General features: G+C 74.8%; 18 protein-coding genes. 2 read left to right on the top strand and 16 right to left on the bottom strand.

The features are described 5' to 3' along the window. Positions 1-74: 74 nt before the first annotated feature. From ACIP60_RS13705 to ACIP60_RS13675, 7 genes are all read right to left on the bottom strand, one after another. Positions 75-1190: a hypothetical protein gene (locus ACIP60_RS13705; RefSeq protein WP_400683273.1), complete on the bottom strand. Its 1116-nt coding sequence runs from the start codon at positions 1188-1190 to the stop codon at positions 75-77. Between the two features lie 74 nt (positions 1191-1264). Next, positions 1265-3373, bottom strand: coding sequence for a methyltransferase, FxLD system (fxlM, locus tag ACIP60_RS13700; protein ID WP_400683270.1), 2109 nt, complete (start codon positions 3371-3373; stop codon positions 1265-1267). Between the two features lie 11 nt (positions 3374-3384). Next, complete coding sequence (locus tag ACIP60_RS13695) at positions 3385-3861, bottom strand: DUF3307 domain-containing protein (protein WP_400683268.1); 477 nt, start codon at positions 3859-3861, stop codon at positions 3385-3387. A gap of 83 nt (positions 3862-3944) precedes the next feature. Then, positions 3945-5201 (bottom strand): lanthionine synthetase LanC family protein, encoded by a 1257-nt coding sequence (locus tag ACIP60_RS13690; RefSeq protein WP_400683266.1) that lies wholly within the window; start codon positions 5199-5201, stop codon positions 3945-3947. Next, a complete protein-coding gene (locus ACIP60_RS13685; protein ID WP_400683263.1) occupies positions 5198-8131 on the bottom strand; it encodes a lantibiotic dehydratase in 2934 nt (977 codons plus the stop codon). The genes ACIP60_RS13690 and ACIP60_RS13685 overlap by 4 nt, the downstream gene beginning before the upstream one ends. A 121-nt stretch (positions 8132-8252) precedes the next feature. Beyond that, positions 8253-8411 carry an FxLD family lanthipeptide gene (locus ACIP60_RS13680; protein WP_400683260.1) on the bottom strand — a complete coding sequence of 53 codons (159 nt, stop codon included), beginning with the start codon at positions 8409-8411 and terminating at the stop codon, positions 8253-8255. Positions 8412-8516: 105 nt separating this feature from the next. Beyond that, entirely contained in the window at positions 8517-9299 is a 783-nt protein-coding gene (locus ACIP60_RS13675) for a TauD/TfdA family dioxygenase (RefSeq protein WP_400683258.1), read from the bottom strand. 177 nt (positions 9300-9476) lie between these two features. Between ACIP60_RS13675 and ACIP60_RS13670 the strand changes: the two genes are divergently transcribed. Beyond that, complete coding sequence (locus ACIP60_RS13670; RefSeq protein WP_400683255.1) at positions 9477-9914, top strand: NUDIX domain-containing protein; 438 nt, start codon at positions 9477-9479, stop codon at positions 9912-9914. Positions 9915-9917: 3 nt separating this feature from the next. Next, positions 9918-11066 (top strand): helix-turn-helix domain-containing protein, encoded by a 1149-nt coding sequence (locus tag ACIP60_RS13665; protein WP_400683253.1) that lies wholly within the window; start codon positions 9918-9920, stop codon positions 11064-11066. A 197-nt stretch (positions 11067-11263) separates the two neighbouring features. Here the strand turns inward: ACIP60_RS13665 and ACIP60_RS13660 are convergent, their stop codons facing one another. From ACIP60_RS13660 to ACIP60_RS13620, 9 genes are all read right to left on the bottom strand, one after another. Then, on the bottom strand, positions 11264-11740 hold the full coding sequence (locus ACIP60_RS13660; RefSeq protein ID WP_400683250.1) for a hypothetical protein: 477 nt from the start codon (positions 11738-11740) through the stop codon (positions 11264-11266). A gap of 262 nt (positions 11741-12002) precedes the next feature. Beyond that, on the bottom strand, positions 12003-12986 hold the full coding sequence (locus ACIP60_RS13655) for a phosphotransferase family protein (protein WP_400683247.1): 984 nt from the start codon (positions 12984-12986) through the stop codon (positions 12003-12005). 134 nt (positions 12987-13120) lie between these two features. Continuing rightward, on the bottom strand, positions 13121-14083 hold the full coding sequence (locus ACIP60_RS13650; RefSeq protein ID WP_400683245.1) for an endonuclease/exonuclease/phosphatase family protein: 963 nt from the start codon (positions 14081-14083) through the stop codon (positions 13121-13123). A 99-nt stretch (positions 14084-14182) separates the two neighbouring features. Next, a complete protein-coding gene (locus ACIP60_RS13645) occupies positions 14183-15328 on the bottom strand; it encodes a hypothetical protein (RefSeq protein WP_400683243.1) in 1146 nt (381 codons plus the stop codon). Beyond that, positions 15325-16149: a hypothetical protein gene (locus tag ACIP60_RS13640; protein WP_400683240.1), complete on the bottom strand. Its 825-nt coding sequence runs from the start codon at positions 16147-16149 to the stop codon at positions 15325-15327. Before ACIP60_RS13640 ends, ACIP60_RS13645 begins: the two co-directional genes overlap by 4 nt. A gap of 84 nt (positions 16150-16233) precedes the next feature. Further along, entirely contained in the window at positions 16234-17337 is a 1104-nt protein-coding gene (locus ACIP60_RS13635; RefSeq protein ID WP_400683237.1) for a hypothetical protein, read from the bottom strand. Continuing rightward, positions 17334-20369 carry a lantibiotic dehydratase gene (locus tag ACIP60_RS13630; RefSeq protein WP_400683235.1) on the bottom strand — a complete coding sequence of 1012 codons (3036 nt, stop codon included), beginning with the start codon at positions 20367-20369 and terminating at the stop codon, positions 17334-17336. Before ACIP60_RS13630 ends, ACIP60_RS13635 begins: the two co-directional genes overlap by 4 nt. Before the next feature lie 252 nt (positions 20370-20621). Continuing rightward, the gene (locus ACIP60_RS13625; RefSeq protein ID WP_400683233.1) at positions 20622-21749 is read right to left on the bottom strand and encodes a hypothetical protein; all 1128 of its coding nucleotides are present in this window, start codon (positions 21747-21749) and stop codon (positions 20622-20624) included. Further along, entirely contained in the window at positions 21746-23683 is a 1938-nt protein-coding gene (locus ACIP60_RS13620) for a glycoside hydrolase family 15 protein (protein ID WP_400683231.1), read from the bottom strand. Before ACIP60_RS13620 ends, ACIP60_RS13625 begins: the two co-directional genes overlap by 4 nt. Between the last annotated feature and the right edge of the window lie 4 nt (positions 23684-23687).

The following is a 23687-nucleotide window of genomic DNA, read 5'->3' as shown; positions in this document are numbered from 1 at the left end:
AGGGGCGGCAGGCAATCGGGGCTCCGTGTCCGGTGTACGGGCCGCTCAGGCGGTGCGGTTCGGAGCGGTAAGTCTCAGCTTTTCAAGGTGAGTTGGGTAATCGACGGGCGTGTCAGGAACTCCGGTGTTCGAGGTTCGGGCGGGCGTCGTTCAAGCGGGTCGGCTCCGGGCTCGCCTGGGTCGCAGGGGGCGTTTTCGAGCACCTGGGAGGCGCTGTCGACCGCGGTGCTCAATCGCTCGCGGGAGCCCTCCGGGAAGGCGCCACTGCCCAGCGCGTAGGCAGCGAGAGCCTGTTCGAGGACGGCTGTTCTATCTGCGCCCAGGGCGCCGCGGGCGGCGGGGTGGGCGAGGAGGTCGCGTAGGGCGTAGCCGTCGCCGGATTCATCCGTTCGATCGATGGCGGCCCGGGCGAGGTTTCGGGCGGCCGGGCCGCCGGTTTCGGTGGCGTCGAGGACAGAGAGGGCGAGGCGGGTGGTGAACACCGCGAGGCCGTCGTCCGGTTCGAGTGCGGTCCACAGGTCGGCGGCGTGTTCGGCGGCGGTCCGGTCGCCGGGGCGGCACAGGGCGGTGAGGGCGGCGGTGACGGCGCCTTCCCAAGGTTCGCCGGGGTCGGTCTCGCGTAGGAGAGCGAGGGCGGAGGGGTGGTTGCCGGTGGTGGCGGCGGCGAGGACGGCGGTCTGGCGGCCGTCGAGGATGCGGCGGCCGATGCCGCGGTGCTCCTCGATGTGGCGCAGGGCGTCCTGCCAGCGGCCGGCCGCGGTGAGGGCGCGGGTGCCGTCGGCGATGACGACCCGCCACAGCCACCGGCGGACTTCGGCCCGCTGCTCGTCGGTCTCGGTGAGACGAGCCGGGACGGTGATGCCGTCGAGCGTCGTCTCGGTGGCGGTGGCGGCGGCTTGGTAGAGGTCGAGGAGCAGGCGGTGGCCGTGCTGGTGGCGGCCGGCGCGCAGGTGGAGGCGGGCGAGGTTGACGATCGGCTCCAAGCCCCGGATGGCGCTCATCGGGGTCAGCGGGCCGCGGGTGAGGTACAGGTTCGCGTGGCGGTGGCACAGCTCGCGGGCGTCGGTAGGCAGGTCGAGGTCGGAGGCGAGGAGGGCAGCCTGGTTGAGGACGGTGGAGGCCAGGCCCGCGTCGGCCTGCCGGGCGGCTGTGTCCGCCAGTTCGGTAAGCCGGCCGACACGGGCGTTCAAGGGCAGGCATGCGGGTCGGATCCTGGGCACCAGCGGGAAGCGCCGGGCGGTGGGGCCGGTCGGGTGCACGGCGGCTACTCCCAGGTGATCGTGATCGGGTGGTGCGGGCGCTCCAGGACGAAGCGGCCGGCGGTCGGGTCGGCGGCGGGCGGGGTGTCGGGCAGGGCGATGCGCGGGGTGCGGTCGCGGAAGCCTGTGTCCCAGGTGCGGATCTGCTGGGAGACGAGGTCGGCGAGCGCGGCGCCGTCGGGGCCGTGGCCGATCACGCCGGTCTCGTAGGTCTTGCGGCCTTCGGCGGTGGGCTCGCCGGGGCGCAGGGTGAGGTAGGCGAGGGAGCCGTCGTGGACGGTGGCCATGGCGCCCCAGCCGAACATCGGGCTGGCGGTGCCGTTCTCGCGGGCGGCGGTGCTGACGCTCATCCGCATCAGGGAGTTGGGCAGGGTCAGGGCGAGGAACAGGTCTTGGTACTCGTAGGTGGTTCCGGCGGGGATGGTCACCCCGGTCCAGGTCTCGTGGCGTCCGCTGTCGAGGACACCGGTCAGAAGGGAGGCGTCGACCGCCGCGTCCTGGTCCTTGTGGACCTGGAGGGTGACGGTGCCGCCCCCGGTGAGGTCGACGGTGCGGCGGGCGTCGTCCATGCTGCCGCGCAGCGGCATGAAGACGGCGAGCTGGTCGTCGACCGACACCCAGCCGTCCTCACCGCGCTCGAAGGCGATGGTCCGGGAGGCGGTGCCGCGCAGCCGCAGCGGCAGCACGATCCGGCCGGTGGGCTTGACCTGCTCTAGCCACGGCGTGGGCATCTCGCTGCTGCTGACGGTGGCGATCACACGGTCGAACGGGGCCGCAGCCGGGTGGCCGAGGGCGCCGTCGCCGAGGATGGCTTCGACGTTGGTGATGCCGGCGTCGGCGAGGTGCTTGCGGGCGCCGTCGACGAGGTCCTCGTCCACATCCACGGTCGTCACGCGTCCGTCGGGGCCGACGATGCGGCCCATGTAGGCGGCGTTGACGCCGGTGCCGGCTCCCGCCTCGAAGATCCTCTCGCCGGGCTGCGGGTCGAGCTGCTCCAGCATCAGGGCGACGATCGCGGGCTGGGAGGCGGCGCTGATCTGCGTGCCGGAGCCGTCGGCCTTGGTGTAGGTGGGGTTGTCTGCGTACGCGCTCTCTAGAGGGAAGCCGGGCAGGAAGTGCTCGCGGGCGACGGTGCGGAAGGCGTTCTCGACCGCGCTGGTGCGGATGGCGCCCTGTTCGAGCAGGCGGTCGGTGAGAGCGGCGCGCAGCTCCTCTGCGGTCGGGGCGGCGGAGGCGGTGGCGCTACTGAGAGTAGTCATACGGGTGGCCCTAGTGGTGGTGCGAATGGTGGACATCGAGGGCGTGGGGTCCTCGTCGGAGTGGAAGATGGCGTCCAACGCCCTTGCGGCCATGGCGGCTTGGTGGTCGACCGGCAGGCCGGCGCGGTTGGCGTGGAAGAGCAGGTGGTGCGCGAGGACTGCCCGGACCCCGCGGGTGAGGCAGCCGTCGCGGGCGAGGCGGGCGAGGTCCTGCCCGGCCTGTTCGAAGGCGTGAACCCAGCCGCCGTGGTGGGCGAGCGGGGTGGTGTCGCGGGTGAGGGCCCAGGTGTCGAGGCGCATCAGGTGGCGCATCGCCGCGGCCAGGGTGGCCGCGCGTTCGGGGGCCACGGGTGCCGGGGTGTCGCGGAGCATCGCGAACTGGGCCCAGACGTCGCCCTGTTCGTACCAGTCGAGTCCGGCCGCGCGGAGCATGGCGGAGGTCAGGACGACGACGGTCTCGGTGCGGCCGAGGGCGGGCGGGTTCGGCTCGGCGGCCCGGGCCAGCAGGTGGCGGCTGTCGGCGTGGAAGAGGCGGTGGGCGACCTCCATACTCTCCTCACCGCCGAACGCCGTGGTCTCCGGCTCGTAGACCACGGTGGCCCAGCCCGTGAGGAGGCCCGTCTCGGTGAGGTTTTGCAGAAGCGCGGTGACGGCGTCGGCCGGGGCGGCGGCGCGGTAGCGCAGCCGCAGCCCGGTCTTGCGCATGTACCACCAGTCCTCCAGGTCGCCGGAGTTCTGGGCGAAGGCGAGGACGGGGGCGAGGTGGTGGGCGGCGGTCTGCTCGACGGTGGCGGGGTCGGCGAAGGCGAGGTCGTGCTGGATCCACGTTGTCGCTGCTTTGTCGGCGTGTCTCACTTCGTCCTTCTCTACAGTCGGGTGATCAGCAGGGCTGCCACAAGGAGCGCGGTCTGGTGCAGGGCCTGGTCCGCCAGGTACATGCCGTCCATCCCGGCCGTCTTGAGCTGTGCGAACTGCTTGGAGCCGATGTGCTCCAGGAGCCAGCGGACAGGCCATCGGCGGTCGAAAAAGGCGTGGGTCACCATCGAGACAGCGAGCCCTGCCGCCAAGCCGGTCCACGACATCTGAAGCGGGAGCACGGCCCAGACCAGGGTCAGCGCCGCGGCCACCACCACGTGGTACTGGGCGACGTGGCCGAGGCACGCGCCCCAGCCGCGCCTCGGGCTGGCTCCGTCGGCGACCTCAGCCGCGGTGGGGGCCGCTTTGTCGTCAGCCTGGTGGTCGGTTTGCCCGATCACGTGGTCCGCGAGGGTGTGTCCCACTGCGAGTACGGCCCATATAGCGCCGAACGAGGCGAGAGTGACGGCCTGGTCGATGGTGGTCATCAGACCGCCTCAACCGAGACGGGCGAGTTGGTGAGCACGGCAGGTGCCGTGTTGATCCCCTGGTCGGTCATCGGTGTCCTCGGTCAGGCAGTCAGGAGGCAGGCGTCCCAGCCGGTGGCGGGGGTGGTGGCGGTGGCGGGGGCGAGCAGGGCCAGAGCGGTGCCGGCGGCGCCTTCCAGCAGCGCGGGTCCCGCGGTGTCGAGCAGGTGCCGGGCCTGGCGGTCGGGGTCGGTGCGCGGCGGGTGGGCGGTGTCCAGCAGGAGTGCGGTGGCCGCCCGCAGCCGGGCGACACCGGGAGGGTCGGCGTCGGCGGCGGCCCGGTGGGCGATGTGAGCGAGTCCGGCGAAACCGTGGCAGGCGGACAGGTCCGTGGTCGCCGCCAAGGCGGCGGTGTCGCTCAGCGCGGCGGCGAGCGCCGCCTCGGCCGCGCGGCGCAGCAGCGGGTCGTCGAGGGCGAGGGCCGCGAGCTGCTGGGCACGGGCGACACCGGCGGTGCCGTAGCACCAGCTCGGCCGCTGCGCCGACGGCCTGTGCCGAGTGTCGGCGAGGTGGCTGCGGGTGGTCCAGTAGGGCCAGGTGTGGCCGCTGCGCAGGCGTTCCAGGTGGTCCAGCACGGTGCGGATCGCCTCCCGCTGCCCGTCCACCTCGACGTCGTGGAGCAGGGCGAGGGAGAGCAGGGCGAGGGGGCCGGCGATGCCGTGGGCGAGGCCGTTGTTGCCGTGTCCGCCGGGGAAGCGCGGGTCGGGTTTCCCGGAGGGTCCGTCGGCGGTCCACCAGCCCGGCAGTAGGTTGCCGTCGTCCTTGACGTCCTTGGTCAAGTTCACCAGGCAGGCCAGCACCTCCGGCAGGGCCCGCCCGCCGGGTTCACGGCGCAGCAGGAGGGAGCCGAGGCCGGCCAGGCCGCGGATGGTGTCGAATTCGGTGAGCGCCGGGAGGTCGCCGCGGGCGAGGCGGGCGCGGGCCTGCGCGCAGCGGTGCAGCGTGTCGTCCTCCACCGCGCGGTCGAGGTGGGTGAGGGCTGTCCGGTAGGTGCCGGGGCGGGCCTGGTTCGCGCAGGCGAGGGCGTGGGTGAGTGCGGGGGCACCGTAGTAGAGGTAGCTGTCCGGGCCGCTGGTGACGGGGGCGGTGGCCGCGATCGACAGCCACCGCGCGGCGATCTCCCAGCGGCCCCGGCCGCTGGCGGCGCGTTCGACGTGCAACAGGGCGATGCCGGGGATGCCGTGGGCGAGGGACTGACGCCAGGACGGGTGTGTCGTCCAGGCGTCGGGAAGGTCGGCCGGGTCGGTGAGCAGGTCGGCGATCCGGTCGGACAGGTGCAGTGCGGGGTGCGGGGCGTTCACCGGTCTCCGTTCCGGGAAAGGCGTGCGAGGGCGGTGGCGCGGGCCAGGTGGAGAACGATCGCCTCGTCGTCGAAGTCGATGCGGTGAGCGCGGACGTAGGAGCAGTGCAGCAGCGAGCCGAGGACGTCGTCCGTGAGGACGCCGTGGGTGTGGGGGCCGGGGAAGTGGCGGCGGTAGGCGTCCAGAGCCCGGTCCCGGACCGCCCAGGCGTCGGCGACCGCGCTGCCGCCGAGCTCGGCCCGCAGGGCGGCGAAGCCGTCGGCGGGGTCGGCCAGGCGTACCGACTCGGTGAACACCGACCGGGAGAGGGAAGTTGGCGCGGTGGCGGGGACGTTGGCGACCAGCCAGCGCAGCCCGTTGGTGGCGGAGCCGGTGAACGCGGTGGCGATGGCGACGGCGTGCGCGGCGAGCAGCGCGTGCCGGCCGGGCCGCGTCGGGGTGGAGAGGTGGGCGAGGACGGCAGCGGAGTCGGCCCGGAACACCTCCTCGGCGGCGTCCCACGCGGCTCCGTCGCCCCAGCGGCCCTTCTCCCGGTAGGAGGTGGAGTACGCCACCTCGGACAGCAGCCCCACGTCGTGAAGTTCACCGGCCCAGGCGCTGACGGCGGCCGCGGTGGGGCCGAACGCGGCCGGCTCCGGCAGGGCGATGCGCAGGCGCAGCTGCTGGCGCGGGTCGCGGAAGCGGACGAACCACCACTTCGGTTGCCCGAGCCGCTCCAACAGCTGCGGCAGGTGCCGGACCAGGACGGTGTCCTGGCGCTCCACGTCCCCGTACAGGGCGGCGAGCAGCACGCGGGAGGTGCCTGGGGCGTCGCCGTGGCCGCGCCGAAGCCGGCGGGCGCTGGTGGGCCGGGGCAGGGCGGGCCACAGAGTGGAGCGGCGGGTAGCGGTGACGGGGAAGACGACCTCGTGGGCTCGGCCGCCCGTCCAGCCGAGGTCGGCCGGCTCCGGGGCCTCCACCAGGACGGCGTGCGGTGCGGCGCGCAGGTGTTCGCGCAGCAGGACGCGGTGGGACGGGTGGTGCAGGTCGAGCGGCAGGCCCTGGCTGTCGGCGGTGAGCGTCGCGTACCGGGGTGCGCGGTGGCGGTCGGCCCATGCGGTGAACGCCTGGTCCCACTGCGGGTGCGGGGCGTCGGGGGGTGGGAGTTCGGCGGCGGTGAGGCGCCAGGTGGCCGGGGACAGGACGATCCGGCCGCAGCGCAGCCGGGGCAAGAACGGCAGCGCGGCGAGGGCCCCCCAGGAGAAACGGACGGTTTGCGCGGTGTGGGCGCGGGAGAGTTCGGTGATCAGCCGGGCCAGCGGCGGGGTGTGGGCAAGCAGGTTCAACGCGTGGGTGGCGGCGGCCTCGATCCGTACGCCCCGTTCGGGGGCGGCCAGGTACATGCGGCGGCCGTCGCAGCCCACCGCCAGGTCCTCGGGGCCCAGGGCGCCCTCGGAGGGCTCGCGGTACTCGCCGAGGCTGATCAGTAGCTGCCCGGTTGCCGGGCTGCGGGCGACGTGCCCGGTCGCCGGATCCATCGGCGGGAAGGACAGCTGCGCGCTGACGGTGTCCTCGTCCGTGGTCGGCAGCGCCGCCAGCAGCCGCAGGAAGGCGTCCCGATGTACAGGGTCGAGCAGGTACAGGAATCGGCCCACGGACACGCCCGCCGCCCGGGACACGGAGGTAACCTCCAGCCGGTACTCGCCCCCATCGAGCGCGCCGGGGCTGCGGGCGTGCAGGCGGGCGAGGACCTCCAGGTGCGGCGGGAACCTCGTCTCGCCCTCCGGCGTGCCCAGGACGTCGAGCACCCGCTCGTCCAGCAGCGCCTCCCGCTCGCCCGCCAGCGCCGCACGCTGCGCCAAAGCAGCGAGCGCCTCGTCGCGAGCGTCGAACCGCGCCCGCTCGGCCGGCCGGGCGCCCGGATAGCCGTCCGGCCAGCCGATGCCGCTGTCGGCCACCACGTCCAGCAGCGGCACCAACGCGCCGCGCCCATAGCGCTCGTAGAAGCGCTGGTGGTAGGCGCGCCAGGCCGCGTCGCCCTTCGGGAGCGGGCTCAGGCGCGCGAGCAGTTCCGCGGCCCGGGCCGCGTCCTCGGCCACCCGCGTCGGCAGGACGAGGTCGGCGTCCAGACGCAGGTCTACCGCCATCGCCGTGTCGGAGACTTCGGGCAGCTGGTCGACGCCTGCCCGCTCCAGGGCCTGCAGCAGGCAGGCGTGCGGATCTGCCTCCGTCGCCGGGGCGCGCAGCGAACTGACCAGGGCTCCCTGGGCGAGCAGTTCGCGGAGCAGGCCGGTGACCTGGCCGGCGGACGCGGTCGGGAACTCGGCCGCGGTCTTGTCGATCAGGTCCTGGAAGCAGATCGGGTTACGGGCGGCGGCCAGCGCGAACGCCACCGGCCCGGTGCGGCGCATTGTGGCCTCGGCCGGTGCGGGGTGGCCGCCGGACCGGGTCAGGTTGCGGTGCGGGACGACGAGGCGCTCTCCGCGGACCTGAACGGTGTTGTTCGCCAGCACCTTCAGCCGCGCCGGCACCTCCGCGCACCGCTCCAAGCGACCGGCCGCCTCGGCGAGCCGAGCGGCGGGCACCCGGGTGCTCCTGCGGTCGTCGGTGCCCCAGTCGCCTCGGGCCGCACCGCCGACGGCTGCGGCCTGAACGCCGGCGAACAGCCCGAACGGCGTCGGACGCCCCTGGGCCCGCAGGACGTAGCGGGCGGTGGACAACGCCGCGCGCCGCACCCGGTCGGCCGCAGGCCGCTCGGCGGCCAGCAGCTCCGCGACACCGCGGGCGAGCACCGGGCTGGCCAGTTCGACGGCCTCGGCCAACCGCCCGTCCGCCCACACCTCGCGCAGCCAGCGCTCCTGCTCCCCGCTCGAATCTTCGCTGCCCGCGGCGAGGTCGGGCAGCGCGTGCACCGGCAGGTCGGGGCGGGCGGCGGCGCGCACGAGCGCCACGGCGGCAGCACGGTAGGGCGTGGGGAGGGGCACAGCGACCTCGATTCGGCGGTGAGAGGTGTGCGGGGTGTTGCCGTCCCTGCGCCGGGGGCGCCCCCGGCGCACGGACGGCCCGGGGTGGTCAGTGCAGGCCGGTGGTGCAGGCGCCGCAGGTGGCGCCGCAGCCGTCGTCGGTGAGGACCTGCAGGCTGGCCGCGTCGACGGTCTCGACGACGGTCACGTCCAGGTCGAACTCGCCGCCGGCCGTCACCGGGGTCTGGGGGGTGATGCTCTGGGCCATCGGGTTCCTCCTTCGGATCTCCCTTGCGGGACCTGGTGTCGGCGCGCGGAGTGCATGCCGCATCACCAGGAGCTTGTGGACGGGGCCAGCCGGCCCCGGATCGGGTCAGGCCGCGGGCACCGCGGCGAATCCCGGTTCGAGCTCCAGCCACCCGGCCGCAGCGCCCAGGGCCCGCAGCATCAGCCGCTCGCCCGTGAAGGCGCCGCGGCCGTGCAGAACGCGGTGGTTGTCGACGAGCAGGGCCTGCCCAGGGCGCAGCCGAGCGGTGGCGGCGCTGCGCCGTACGGCCTCCCGCAGCGCGGGCAGGTGCGGCATCACGTCGGGCGAGAAGCGGGCGAGGGCGTCCTCGCGGAACCTGAGGTGCCAGCGGCCGTCGGCGAGCGGGGCGAAGACCGGGCTGAATCGGCCGTCGGCACCGCCGAAGTACGCCGCCCGCGGCGCGCTCAGGGCAGCAAGCGCCTCGGGGTCCAAGCGCAGGATGTCCCCGAGCACCTGCCGGCCGTCGACCAGGACGTTGCTCCCGCCTGCCGTCCCCTCCCGCTGGCAGGCCAGCAGAAGCAGCCGGGGCGGGTCCTGCGCCTGCGTGCAGTCCGTGTGCGGCGCCAGCGCGCCCTTGCCCAGACCCGCGAAGGTCGAGCGTTCGGCGACGGAGGTCCCGAGGTCTCGCAGCACGGTCAGGCCGTCGGGGCCGCTGTCGCGGTGCCGAAGGACCACCTCCATCAGCAGTTCGGCGGCCGCCCGGACCTCGCCCCTCCCGTGAAGGCCCTCCAGCAGCACCGCACCGTGCTCGCGCAACCGCTCGGTCACTGCAAGCGGAACGCGGCCGCCGTCGGCGTGCAACGGGGTGGGCAGGAAGACGGTGGCGTTCGAGGCAGCGTTCGATGGCATGCGAATCCCCCTGGAAGGACAGGCGAGATGGGTGACGACAACTGTCACGGCCCTTTCGCCGAACGTAAAGTGACAACCAGTCACATCGTGATCATGGGCGTTCCCGGCTTCGCGCCCGGGCCGAGCTGTTAGCGTCGAAGCACCCCTGCCCGACCGATCAGCGTGGTGGAAGAAGGCATGACCCTCCCCGACCAGCAGCCGTACGTCCCCGCCCGGTTCCCGATCTCCGTCAAGGGCGTCGTCGTCGACGGCGGCGGCCGCGTGCTGCTGCTGAAGAACGAGCGCGAGGAGTGGGAACTGCCCGGCGGCAAACTCGAAGGCGCGGAGACGCCCGTCGAGCGCGTCGAGACCGAGATCCTTGAGGAGTGCGGCCTGCGGGCCACCGCCGGCGAACTGCTGGACGTGTGGATGTACGAGCCGCTGCCCGGCCGGCAGGTCTTCATCGTCACCTACGGCTGCACCCTCGCCGCCGACGACCGCGACCGCGAGGCGGTCGTCAGCCACGAGCACAAGGAAGCCGGCCGCTTCCACCGCGACGAAGTCGACGCCCTCACCATGCCCCAGGGCTACAAGGAGTCCATCGCGCGCTGGTACCACCACCTCGACCGGGCGTAGCCGGTGCTCCCCGCCCTGCCCGCCGACGGAATCCGCTGGCACTGGACGACGCCCAGGGCCCAGAGCGCCCTGCGCCGCCGAAGCCTCCCCGAGATCCTCCGGCTCTACTGCGAGATCAACCACCTCACCCAGCAGGACCTCGCCGACCTGCTCGGCTACTCCCGCAGCTACATCTCCCGCATCCAGACCGGATCGCGCACCATCACCGACACCCGCTCGCTGCTCGCCCTCGCCGAGCGCCTCGGCCTGCCGCCGCACTGCCTCGGCGTCACCGACGAAGCCGACGGAGACCACCGCCTCGTGATCCAGCTCGCCGAAAGCGTCCTGCGCCTGGCCGAGATCGCCCGCCAGTCCGGCCAGGCCACCACCGCAGTCGCCGAACTCTGGCCCCTGGTCGCCCGACTGGAAGCCCGCGCCGCCGACGGCCACACCGACCTCGACCTCCTGCGCCTGCTCGCCCGGGCCCGCACCAGCCTCGGCGTCGCCCTCGGCCACGTCCTGCCCGAAGAACGCCTCGCCGCCGCGGCCCGCTGGACCGGCAAGGGACTCGCCGTTGCACGGCGCCTCGACGACCCGGCGCTGCACGCCTACTCCTTGCGCCACCACGGCAACGAACTGCGCAAGTCCGGCCTGCACACCCGCGCCCTCGACCGGCTGGAGCGGGCCCGCGACCTCGCCCCCACAATCGCCGCCCGTGCCGAAGCCGTCGTCCTGCTGGCCCGCGCCGCCGGAACCGCCGGCCGCACCACCGCCTTCGACGATGCCGTCGAAGAAGGCCGACGCCTCCTCGACCAGACCGACCCGACCCCGCTCTTCTCCGCCTTCACCCTCCACGAGGTCCACCTGCGCGGACTGCTCGGCACCTCCCGCATCCACGCCGCCGCCGACCTGCTCGACCACGCCCCCACCCCGGGCTTGAACGCCAGCACCCAGTGGCGGATCATCTCCGCCATCACGGCCGGCCAGGTCCTGCTGCGTCGCGGCGACCGGGCGGGCGCACGGGAGCAGTTCCACGCCGCCGTCGACGGGGCCGCCTCCCACCGGCTGCCGCACCAGCTCCAGCGGATCCTGCGCGCCAGCACCGCCCTCCCCGATGTCAAGGACAGCGCTGAAGCCTCCCTGTACCACCTGCGGGCCGCCATAGCGGCATGACGCGAAGCGGCTGTCCGCCAGTACGCCGACGGCGGCGGGCAGACCGGCAAGGTCGAGCGGGGTACCCGCCCCGGCTGGGGGCAGGACGGTGGCGGTGCGGGCGGGCGGCGCGGGCGCGAACCGGGCGGCCGTCACCACTGCTCCTCCCGGTCGGCGTCCGACGCGGATCGGCCCCGCCCGCCGGATGGGGTTCGGCTTCACTTCCCGGGTACCACCCAGTCTCCCCAGGCGTCCCGGTCCTCGGCGTCCACCGTGGTGCCGGCGGGGAACTCGCGGACCCCCTGGGTGGGAAGGTGGGCGGCGAGGAGCAGGCCCAGCTCCTGCACCAGGAGGGTCGCCGTCTGGGGGCTGGCCTGGGCTAGCCGCTCGAACAGGACCTTCGCTTCGGCCTGTTGGCGCTGGTCGTCGCGGTGCCGGAGCCAGACGTCGAGCAGTACGCGGTACTCGTCGTAGGCATTGACCTCCTCCGGCGGCGGGTCCGTCTCGGCGAACACGTTGTGCTCGACGTGGCACCTGACCTCGACTTCGGCCCCGGCGGCGCTGAGTACGAGTGAGATCCGCTCCGGGGAGGAGTGCTCGGGGTCGACCGAGGCACCGGCGGCGCGGGCGATCTCCCGGGCGACGGCGGCGAGCGGACGGTCATCGGCGACGAACACCAAGTCCTGCTGGGACATGCTCAGGGACGCCTTTCGTACGAGACGATCTCGTCGGCTGTTGCGTGGACCATCCGGTCGCGGGCCGGGGCTGCCGGTGCGGTCAGCAGCGGCAGCAGCGCCAGCACCAGGAGGAGCCGGCGTGCGGCTTGTCGCCGGTGTGGGCGGGTCGCACGCCGGCGGCGGGTCGGGGTGGGGGTGGACACCGTGTCGAGTGGCGCCCTGGACGGGGCCTGCCGGTCGGGTCCCGGGAAGTGCCGCGTCGCGGTGGTGTCGGCTGCCATCAGGAGGCGTGCCGGGTCGTATCAGCGGGCTCCGGCTTCTTGGCCATGTTGAGGGGCACCCATCCCCAGGGGAAGGAGCGGCCCTCCAGGAGGGTCTCCAGCCGCAGTTCCGCTTCGGGGCGGGCTTCGGGGCGGGTCCGGTCGGCCCAGTCGAGGTAGAACAGGCACGAGCTGGCGCCTACGACAGGTACCAGCAGTTCGTACCGCCCCGGGTCGGCTTCGGCGATGTCGTAGCCGTACCCGTCCACCCACTCCTTGTGCAGGACGGGGTCCTTGCCGAAGGCGTCCCGGGCGAAGGCGCTGGCGGCCTGGTCGAAACCCGGGTTGCCGAGGCCGAGGGTCTCCAGGTCGAGGAGGGCCGGGCCCCGGTTGTCGGTGAGGACGGAGTTGGTGAGGGTGATGTCGTTGTGGGTCAGGCAGAGTTCGGGCCAGCGGGCTTGGCGGTAGGCGTCGGCGGCGGCGGTGAGGAAGCGGTGCAGACCGGCGCGGCCGGTGTCGGATATCGCGGTGGGGCGCAGTCGGCTCAGGCGGGTGAACGCGCGGGCGACCCAGTCCACCGGGGTGGCGTCGAAACCGGTCGGCCGCAGGAGGTGAAGACGGCGGATGAGAGCACCGTGCTGGGCTTCGCTGGGGCGCTTCGACCCCAGGTCCTCGGTGAAGGAGACCAGGTGGCCGCGGGCCTCGCTGATGCGTCCGAGCGGAGCGGCGGTGGGGAAGTTGGCGGCCAGCAGTGCGTCCGCCGTGCGGGCCTGGCGTAGCACCTCGGTGTGAGAGGTGGCGCGGTTGTGGACCTTGCCGACCGCACCGCTGTTGGGCAGGCGGAACGTCCAGTTCCTGGCATCGTGCAGTAACTCGGCACCGGTCGGGTCGAGGCCCTGGTCCAGGGCCGCGTCGGCAAGTGCCTGCCGGGCGGTGCCGGCAGGGTCCGGGTGCGGGGCTCTGCTGGTGGCGGTCAGGCCGTCGAGGGACGGAAGGGCGGTCAACGGGGGTCTCCACGGGTCGGCGGTGTTCTAGGAGGCGCGAGGTCGCCCCCGCCTACGCGGCGGGGGCGACCGGCGCGCCTGGGTGGAAGCGGTGCCGGGCGGTGGGCCGCACCGGCCCGACCGGCGCTGCGGCGTTAGTGGTTGATGATCTCGACTTCGGCGTCCACGACCTCCCACCACCTCTGCATGTTCCAGACGGTGACCTGCGGGAGGTGGTCGGAGACCGCCTGCACCTGCGGCTCGGCGGGGGTGGTGGCCGAGACGAGTGCCTCCGCCAGGTCGGGGTCGACGTAGGCGCGGTCGATCGCGCTGAGGCCGCCGGGCGGGCAGTCCGCGTCGGAGATTCGCTGCCGGTGCTTCTTGGGCCCGTCCCAGGTGGTGGGCCGGTCCGCGCCGCTCTGCCCCAGGACGGTGGCCGCGTACCGGCCCAGCTCCACCAGACCCCGCGCCGCCATGATCCGGTGGGGCATGTCGTCGGGCCGGGTGGTCCCGTCGGGCAGGATGATCGACCGGTCGAGCGCGAACGCCCGGTCGGCGACGTTGGCCAGGGTCGACGGCGCGCCCCAGTCCGTCCAGGAGTTCATGTCGCCCTGGACGACGATCAGCCGGTTGTCCTTGTACATGTTGGCCAGCACCCAGCGGGTCTGGCGCGCCCTGTTCTCCGGGTTGCCGAAGTCCAGGTGGACGGAGGCCACCGCCAGCTGGCGTCGGCTGCGGGCGCCGGTGGAGGGGTGGATGGTGGTCAGCTTCGCCGTGGCGGGGCGGTGTCGGATCTCCTCAGCGTGAGCGACCCAGTCGGGGTCGGCCTCGAACAGCTCGGGCGCGAAGAACAGCGCGTTGCGGCTGCCGGGGCGGACGTTGGGCGCCTCCACGGGCTCCAGGCCGAACCGCCCGGCCACCTCGTCGGCCTGGCCTTCCTGGAGTTCCTGGAGGGTGAGCAGCTGCGGGCGCTCGGCGCCGTGCTGCTGGGCGAACCGCCGCATCTGGTCGATGGCGTCGGACAGCTTCCAGCCGTGCTGGATGTTCCAGCCGACGTGGACGAAGGTACCCAGGTCGCCGGAACTGCCGCGCCTGGTGGTCGTGGGTGTGCTGGTCATGCGGATGCCCTTTCGGTGTCGAAACTGGGGACGGGCGCCGGGGAGTGCGCCGGGCCGACAGCGGGGGTGCCCGTGCCGGCGGCCGGGCGGGTGGCCGGGTCACCGCTGCCGCAGGCCGGGTCCGGCGGAGAGGGCGGTGGTGATGACGGTGGCGGCCTGGGCGAGCGCGGCGGTGATCCGCTCGTCGAGGTCGGCCGGCACCGGGGCGGGGCGCAGTCCGGCGCCCTCGGTGATCGCGGTCAGCTCCCGGCGGTGCTCCTCCGGGAGTTCGGATGCGAGGCGGTGGCGCAGCAGGGCGTGGGCGCTGTAGCCCTCGGAGGCGGTCAGCGCCCAGCCGGTGGCGAGCCGGTAGACGTAGTGGGCCCCCGGCGGCCGGTCCGCGGCGCTGCACAGGTCGGCGACGGTGAGCAGCAGCCGGGTGTCGAACTCCGGGTTGCTGGTGGGGGTGTAGGTGTCGAGGGCGTCGCCCAGCGCGTCGAACCGGGCGGTGAGGTCGCTCTGTTCGCCGATGAGGGCGCAGGCGGTGGCGAGGACTTCGGTGACCACGTGCTCCCAGGGGGACCGGGGGTCGAGGAGGATTTTGGCCAGCAGCGTCGCGGCCAGCCCCGGGCGGCCGTCGAGGGCCAGGGCGACGGCCTCGACCTGCCGCCGCTCGTACGGGCCGGGCGGCGCCAGCGGATCGGCCTTGAGGAGGAGTCGGGCCTCGGTCCAGCGCCCGTCGCGCACCAGCGCGTGCGCCGTGGGCAGCAGGGACACGCTGTCCCACCACTCGTAGAGGTGCCCGCGGTCCTGGGCGGTGGCGGCGAGGCCGGCCAGCGGCAGGGTGGCGGCGGCGGTGGCGGCGTCGGTGTCCTCGCCGATCGCCCGCGACACCTCCCCCAGCAGCGCGACGGCGGCTGCGGGGCGGCCGTCGCGCACCAGTAGGTCGGCGGCGGTGAGCTGCGAGCGCAGCGCCTCGCAGGCGTCTTCCGTGCTCAGCGGGCGGTGCTGGAGGCGAAGGTGGGCGTCCAGGTTGCACAGGCCGTAGGCCGTGTTCGGGTGGCCCCGGTCGTGGGCGAGGACCGCGGCGCGGCGGTGCACCTGCGCGGCCAGGGCCGTGTCGCCGCCGTCGGCGGCCCGGGCGGCGAGGTCGGACAGCTCCTCCACCCGCTGCTGGAGCGGCGGTGCCGTCCGGGCCGGGCGGGGGACGAGCGGCAGGCGGGCGAGGGCGTCGCCGAGGGGGCCGGTCGGCTGGGGGCGGGTCACCGCAGCGCCCCCGTCCGGGCGGTGAGGCCGAGGGCGGCGGTGGCCGCGGCGGCGGCCAGGCGCGCGGGGTCGGCCACGCCGAGGCGGTCGGCGTGCCCGAGGAGTTGGGCGGCGAGCACCGTGTGCCGGCCGCCCCACAGCAGCCCCTGCTCGTGGAGGTCCGCGAGGGCGCGGCCGTAGTCGGCGTGCACTACGGTCCAGGCATCCGGGAGGGGCGGTTCGCAGTCCAGCGCCGCCTGGGCGTCGGCGGTGGTCGGCAGGAGCGCGCCGACGGTGTGCACCAGGTCGTCGGGGACGGCGGGCCACAGGCCGCCCGGGGCGGTGGAGGCGATCTGGCCCCAGGTGGCGGCGATGCCCTGCCGGTCGAGCCCGGCTCCGGCCATCGCCGCCTCGCCGTGCACCACGAACAGGTCGTCGCGCCGGTCGGCGACGCGGTCGACGCGCAGGTAGGTGAGGACCTGGCGGCTGTCGAGGTGGCGCCAGCGTCGGGCGGCGGGCAGGCCCGCCGTCCCTCCGGCGCAGTAGGTGTACGGCCGGTAGGCGGTGGGCGTCCACCCGGCGATCATGCCGGCGGCCAGGCACAGGTCCAGGACCTCGCGCTCCGGGTCCTCGTTCGCGAAGCCGGGCAGCGGCGCGCTCTCGCACACCAACGTCCAGGTGTCCGCCCCGCGCTCGAAGTACCAGGGGCCGATGGCGCAGCTGGCCTCCAGCCGGACGAGGGCGGGCCCGAGGTGCCGTACCGCGTACTCCTCGGGGGTGCCGTTCGCCAGGCGCAGCAGGTACTGCCGCGTCGCGGGGCCGGTGGCGGGCATGGCGGGCATGGTGGTGTTCTCCTCGTCTGGGGTGGGGTGGTCGGCGGCGGCTGGTCAGGTGGCGGGCGGGACCGCGGAGTCGGGCAAGCACGCCTAATCGATGGCCCTGTCGGGGAGGACCAGGGCGCCCGCGGCGGTGGGCTGGGTGAAGACGGGTTCGGTGAAGAGCGCGGTGCTCGTCCCGGCGAGACGGGTCGGCGGGCGGCGGTCCGGCTCGGGTGCGGCGCGGGGCGCCGGCGGGCCGGTGCCAGGGGCAGTGGGGGCGGCGGGGCGGCGGACCGAGGCCGGGGTACTCCGCCGGGGCCCTTTGATGCCGTCCGGGTACGGGTCGCGGGCGGGTACGTCGTCGTCGGCGATCTCTCCGATCGCGAGCGCGACCGCGACCGCGTGGGTCGGATTGCGGGCGCCCAGGGCCCGGACCGCCTCGGACCTGTGCTCGTAGGCCACTGTCCGGCCGTAGCCTTGATGGCGGTCGGCCGCGGACAGCAGTTTCTGGTCGATGGAGGCGATGAGCGGCTTCCGCTGGTCCTCCGTGAGGGCCGCGGGCTCGCCGGTGACCGTCGCCAGCGCCGCGTCCGGGGCAAGGTAGCCGTCGACGATGTCCCGGGCGATCATGTGCCGGATGCTGCGGCAGCCCCGCGGGGAGGTGACGCGGGCGGCGAGGCTGCGCAGCAGGCCGGTCGGGCGCCCGGCCCGGTCGGCGACCTCCTCGTAGGTGTGACCCGCCATCAGGTGGACGAGCATGGCCTGGGCGTGCGGCGCCAGCGGCACCGGGTGCTGCGGCGGCCCGATCAGCCGCCCGTGGACCGTGGCCATCAGCCCCGGGACCGGCCCCAGGAACTCGTGGACCTGGTCGGGCAGGACCGCCGTCACGTACGGCGGGTGCGCGGTGTGCCGGTGCCGGTCGCCTTCCAGGACGTCTGTCCACAGCTGCTGGAGGCCGCGCTGCCGGTACAGCGCGTGCACCTGCTTGGCGTGCTCTGCTCCGCGCAGCAGCACGGGCAGGTCGGCTTCGTGTGCGTGCACCAGGAGCCGGACCAGCGGCGGCAGCGCGACCCGCGAGACGGCCGGTGCCGCGCTGATCAGGGCTTGGGCGTCGACCACGACGCCCGGATGGGTCCTGAGCAGGCGACGGAGCAGCTGGTCGCCTTCGTAGGCCGAGTCGGGCAGGTCGCCGGTGAAGGGGAGGTAGTTCACGGGCGAGTCCGGGCGGGGGAAGCGGCGGGGGCGGGCAGGCCGGCGCAGTGCCCGGTGAGCGCCCGGCTGAGGTCGGCCGTCCGGTCGAGGAGCCCGGCGCGGTTGCAGTGGGCGGTCAGCAGCGCGGCCAGCACCTCGTTCGGCGCCGGGGCTCCCGTCGTGCGCAGCAGGGCGTCGCGGTACTCGGCGAGGGCGGCGTCCCGCAGTTGCCAGGCCAGCGCGAGGGCGCGGCCCTCCGGGGTGGCGGCCAGCGCGCCGTCTGGGTCGGCGAGTTCGGCGGCGCGCCGCTTGAGCCGGACCGCCACGCTCAGACGGGAGTAGGACCGTAGCCGTTTCAGCAGCGCCGCGCGCCCGGCCTCCGGGCCGAGCAGTCCGGTGGCCAGGTGGAGCATGCTCACCGCCGTGACCGCGATCGGGTCGGCGCCGTTCCCGCGCTGGTAGGCGAGTTGGGTGAGCGTGGCGCGGGCGTCGACGGCGAAGACCTGGTCGGCGCCGCGCAGGGCCGCGTCGCGGCCGAACTTTCCGATCTGGGGTTGGTGGGTGTCGTAGGCGAGTTGGGTGATCAGGCCCTGCTCGCGCAGGTCCTCGGACCACGTGCCGACCCGCTCGGCGGCCAGCGGCCATGCGGCGCGCTCCGGCAGCAGCAGGACCAGCCGCAGGTGCGGCTCCGAGCCACCGCCGCGCTTGAACCACCACACCGGCGGGATCACCCACTGCCCCGTCAACTCGCCCATCCGGAAGAGGATTTCGTCGACGTGGCGCGGGTTGCCGTGCAGGCGGGCGGAGAGCACGGCGGACGCGCCGGGCAACTGCCAGTCCAGGCAGCCCGTCTCCTTCGTCGGGTGCCGGGTGGGCAACTGCGGTCGAATGGAGTGCAGTTGCACGGTCAGCTCCACCGGCCGCCCGCACCACCCCTCGTCCTGGGACGCGGGGGCCTCCACCAGCACCGCGGCCGGTTCGCGTTCCAGGTGCTCGTGCAGCAGCACCAGGTGCTCGGGCACCGACCGGTCCAGCGGCAGGCGCCGCTCGGGCTGCACCAGGTAGACGCGGTCCGGGACGCGGTAGCGGTCCAGCCACTGCACGGCGGCCGTGCGCCACTGCTCCCACGGGCCGTGCGGGTTCGGCAGGTCGGCGGCGGGCAGCGCCCACCTGGCCGGGGAGAGCACCACCGGGCCCCGCACCAGGCGCGGCAGGTAGGGGAGGTTCGCGGCGGCCCCCCAGTCGAAGGCGGTCGGCCACGCGGTGAGCGCGGTGGCGATCTCCGTGAGGAACCGGACCAGCGGGGCGGTCGCCGAGCGTCCCACCGGGTTCAGCAGCCGGGCCTCCAGCGGTCTGCCGTCCGTGAGCCGCACCAGCCACATGTGCCGCTCGTCCGCGCGCACCCCGATCTCCTCCAGCCGCACCGCCCCCGCCCCCGTCCCCGCCTCCGGGCACTCGCCCAGGGGGAGAGTGCGCAGCAGCGCCGGAACGCGCGTGTGGGTGCCGGCGCGGACGGTCAGCGCCGGAGCGCAGACCTGCACCGCCCTGGCGTGCTGGCGTTGGGCCGGGGCGTCCCGTACCGCCGCCGCCAGCTCCCGCCGCTCCCCCTCCTCCAGCAGCGGCAGGAACCGGGTCGCCGTCGTCCCGCCGGGGCGCGGCTGCGCTTCCACCACCACCCCGTAGCGGCCCAGGCCGCCCTCGCCGTCCCGCCGCGCGAGCAGCCGCACCGTCAGCTCGACGTGCGCGGGCGCGATCTGCGGGGAGCCGGAGGCGGAGCTGAACCGCCGGATCAGCGGCCCGTCCACCTCGATCTCCTCCAGCCGCTCCACCGCGGCCTTCTGCGCCAGCGACAGCAGCAGCTCGTCGCGGGCGCCGAAGGAGGCGGTCGGCGCCGGCAGCACCGAACCCCGGTACCCGGCCGGGAGCCCGAGCCCGGTGTCGGGGCTGATCAGTTCGGGCAGCGGCACGACCGCGTTCGCCCCGTAGACGCGCAGGAACCGCGAGCGGTACGCCGCCCACACCGGATGTCCGTCCGGGTGCGGGGACAGCCGCACCAGCGCCTCGGCCGCGTCGGTGAGCATCCCGGCCAGGTCCTCGGGCAGCGCCATCGGCCCGGCGTCCAGACGCAGGTCGACCGCCACCAGCGGCTCCCGGCCCAGGTCCTGGGCCCGCCCGGCCGACCACCGGGCCAGCCGCTCGCGGACCGCCCGGCGCGAAGCCGCGCCGGTGCCCGGCCGGTTGTGCGAGGCCAGCTCGTGGTGGGCGTGGCGGACATCGGCCAGCAGCGGACGCGCGGCGGTCTCCAGGTCCGCGCCCACCTGTGCCGCCACCGCCAGGACGTGGCCCAGCGGGTCCGGCACGGTCGTCGGCGCACGCAGCGCACTGATCAGCAGACCCGAACGCAGCAGGTCGTTCACCAGCTTCCGGGCCGGTCCCGTGCCGAAGTGCGGGTGCGCCAGAACCACCCGGCCCATCACGTCACGCAGCGCCACCGGGCCGCCGTCGGCGGCCCGCAGCGCCGTGAGCACCGCCTCGGTCGCGTCCACCGCGATCTCCGTCCCCGCCTGGTGGTCGGCCAGCAGCACCCGCTTCCCGCGCTGCCAGCGCGCCGGGTTGCCCACCACCGGCAGGCTCTCGCCCATCAACGGCTCCAGCCGCTCCACCACCGCCGCGACCCAGCGCGCGTCCACCCGCGCCACCACCCGGCCCGGCCCCCACTGCGGCGCCACCGCCACCCCGCCCAGCCGCGCCACCGCCACCCCGCCCGACAGGCCGGACGGCGTCGCGCGGGTGCCCACCAGGACGTGCGCCATCACCGTCAGGACCAGCCGTCGCAGCTCGGCACGGCCGACCTCCGCGCCGGCCGCCACCGACCGCGCCCGCCGCAGAACCTCCGGCTCGACGCCGGCGCCCTCCAGCACCGCCCGGCCCGCATCCTCCACCACCACCTCCGCCAGCCACCGCCGCAACTCCTCGGCGGCGTGCGGCCCGTGGTCGGCCAGATCCGGCCACCACGCCGGGACACCACCGCTCGGCCGCGCGGCAGCACGCACCAGAACCGGACCAGCAAGCCTGTACAAGGAAGTTCACCTCGAAGAAGTCAGCAGAAAGAAGTAAGGAGAGGGAGAAGGAAGGCGGCAGGGCGGGCCGCCAGAGTCAGGCCGCGGCGCTCGCCCGCTCCTGGGCCTCGACGTCCAGGTCGGCGAGGACCGCCGCCAGCTGCGCTGACCTGGACGTCAGGGTCGCCTGCATGCCGGCGGGGCTTGTCCGCCAGCGTTCTCGTGGCGGCCTTCGAGGCGGTCCGGCTACGTGGCGGCGGCCAGGGCGGCGGTGGCGGCGTGGACCGTCTGGGCGATGCGGCTCTCGGTCCGGGCCGGGACCGGGTGGGTGCCGAGGCCGGCGGCGTCGGCGATGCGGGTGAGCACGGCCCGGTCCTCCTCGGACAGTGCGCGGGCGAGCCGGTGGGCGAGGAGGGCGGCGGCGCTGTAGCCGTCCCGTGACTTCTTGACCCCGGCGCTGACGTAGGGGTGCAGGGTGTCGGCCGGCCTTCCCGCCGCCGCCGCGGTGTCCACCAGGGCGAGCCACAACTCGGTGTCCCACAGCGGGTCGTGGGCGCCGGGCTCGATCGCGTCGTGCGCGGTGAACATCGCATCCAGCAGCACGGGCAGCTCTTCGCCGGCCGCATCCTGGGCGGTGAGCGCGCACAGGACGTGCAGCAAGGCCCCGACGACGCGCTCCCACGGCTGTACGAGCGGGGTGTCGTCGATCAGCGTCCGGGCCAGGTCGGTTCGGCCGTCGACGGCCATGGCGACGATGGCGATCTGGCGGGCGTCGAGCAGGCCGGGCCAGGGGCCCGGCCCGCGGGCGGTCTTGGCGTGGAAGTGGGCCTGCGCCCAGCGGCCCTGGCGGGCCAGGGCACGGGCGCCGTGCCCCGCCTGGACATCCGCCCACCAGCCGGCGACGTCCTCGCGGTCGTCGTCGTCGGCGGTGAGGCGGGCCAGCGGCAGCGGCCCGTGGGGCAGCGCGGCGTCGTCGTCCGCGGCAAGGGCCCGCGTGACCTCGGCGAGCAGGACCAGGGCGTCCTCGGGGAGGCCGGCGCGCAGCAGCAGGGCGGCGGCCGTGCCCTGCGGCGCCAGCGCCCGCCGGGCCCCCTCGGCGCTCAACCGCCGACCCGCGACCCAAAGTCGGGTGTGCGTGGCGCACAGCTCGACCGCCTGGCGCAGGCGGCCGAGATCGGCCAGCAGCACGGCGGTCTCGTGCAGGACGTTGCCGGCGGTGGTCGCGAACTTCCTGCTGGAGGCGACTCGGGCCCGGTGGAGCAGGCCGGTGACCCGCTGGTACAACGGCGGCGCGGCCCGCTTGGTCCGGGGGGTCAGCGGGAAGTGGACGAGCGCGTCGGCCAACGGCCCGGGCGGCGTGAACGGCGCGGTCACGACGCCACCTGGGCGAGGACCAGCTCCCGCGGGGCGCTGTGCTGGGCGGCTTGGAGGTCCAGCAGGGCGGCGAGCAGTGCTTCGTGGCTCATGCCCTGCGGGGCGTTGCCCTGGTGGGCCAGGGTTACCGGGTCGGCTTCCTCGGGCAGCAGGCCCAGGTCGTTGCGGACGCCCAGCAGCGTCTCGATGCTCGCGCGGGCCCCGGCGGTGTCGCCGGTCAGGGCGCGGGCGGAGGCCAGCCAGGCCGTGCAGGGCAGGAAGACGCCCTCGTGGCCGGGCAGGCCGTCGATGTTGGCCGAGTGCTCATGGGTGGGGTAGCGCTCGACGAGGCCGAAGGGGCCCTCGCCGAGTTCGCGGGCGACCGCTCGCACCGTGCCGGCCGCCAGCGGGTCGGCCGGGTCGAGAAGGCCGGTGGTGATCGCGTGCAGGACGGAGGCGTCCAGGTCCCGGCCCCCGCAGACCTGGGTGAGGGTGCCCCGCTGCGGGTCGGCCCCGGCCTCGCGCACCGTGATCCGCACGTACGCCGCCAGGGCCTCCAGGCGCTGGGCGGTTGCCAGGTGGGCGCCGTTGCGGCGCAGCAGCTTCACCGCGCGGTCCAGGGCGGTCCAGCACCAGATCCGGGAGGAGGTGTAGTGCTGCGGCTCGCCGCGGCTCTCCCACATCCCGCAGTCCCGCAGGTGCCACGTCCGCTCGACCTGGAGGGCGAGCTGGAGCGCGTACTCGACCACGTCGTCTCCGCCGGGCAGGCCCTGCAGTTCCATCTGCCACAGGGTGTCGAGGATCTCGCCCGGGACGTCGAGCTGGAGCTGGTCGTCGGCGCCGTTGCCGACGCGCACGGGGCCGGCGACGCCGAGGTGGCCGGGCAGGTGGTCGAGGGTCCGCTCGGCGGTGCCGGTCGACCCGTCGAGCCGGTAGAGCGGGCGCAGGGCGGCCGGGTCGGTGTGGGTGAGGAGCCACTCGCGCCAGGCCAGGGCCTCCTCGACGAACCCGTAGCGCACGAGGGTACGGATGTACCAGGCCATGTCGCGCGGCCACCCGTACCGGTAGTCCCAGGTCCTCCACTCCTCCGGCGTCCCCTTGCGCTTCTTCGGCACCGCGGTCGCGGGCAGGGTGTCGGACAGGTGGCGCAGCAGGCGTTCGGGCAGGCTGGTGGTGGGCGCGGCGACGAACGCCCCGGTGCCCAGGTCCTGCATGGCCTTGAGGGTGACCAGGGAGCGCAGCGCCGCCTCCCGGTGGGGGCCGGTGTAGGCGCAGGCGCTCGCCCACTCCTCCCACCAGGCCAGCGTGGCGGCCAGTTCGAGGCCGCTGGGCGGAGCCGGCGCGGGGTCGCCGGTGGCGGACCAGGTCAGCGCGAACACCCGCTGCTCGCCCGCGGCGAGGGTGGCCTCGGCGTACCGGGTGCCGAAGCGGGAGTGATGGATGGGGCCGTCGAGCCAGTAGGTGTCGGCGCCGTCGGTGTACCGGGTGCGCGGGGTGCCGTAGGCGACGCGCAGGGCGGTGGGGGTACGCGCGCCGTAGCCGGGCCGCACCGCGATCTCGGAGGCGACGGTGACGGTGCCCTCGGTGCACGCGGCGATCCGGATCAGCTGCGGGGGCGCGTAGCCGGTGGCGTCGGGCGCGACCAGGAAGTCGGTGACGGTCAGGGCGCCGCTGTCGGTGCGCCAGGTCTGCTCCAGCACCGTGCTGTTGCCCACGTAGCGCCGCTGGTCGGCGGTCGGCGGCGCGGTGTCGGGTGCGGCGGGCCCGATCCGCCAGAAGCCGTGGCGCCCGGGGTCGTCGCTGAGCAGGGCGGTGAACACGCTGGGCGAGTCGAAGCCGGGCAGGCACAGCCAGTCGATCGCGCCGTCGCACGTGCTCAGGGCGGCGGTGCGGCAGTTGCCGAGCAGCGCGTGCTCTTCGATGCGGGCCGGGGCGGCGGGGGTGCGGGTGGTCATGGAG

The sequence above is a fragment of the Kitasatospora sp. NPDC088783 genome, assembly GCF_044750705.1.
In the GTDB taxonomy this organism is placed as follows: domain Bacteria; phylum Actinomycetota; class Actinomycetes; order Streptomycetales; family Streptomycetaceae; genus Kitasatospora; species Kitasatospora fiedleri.
Note: the sequence above shows the minus strand (reverse complement) of the source record. Positions and strands in the feature narration are given on the sequence as shown.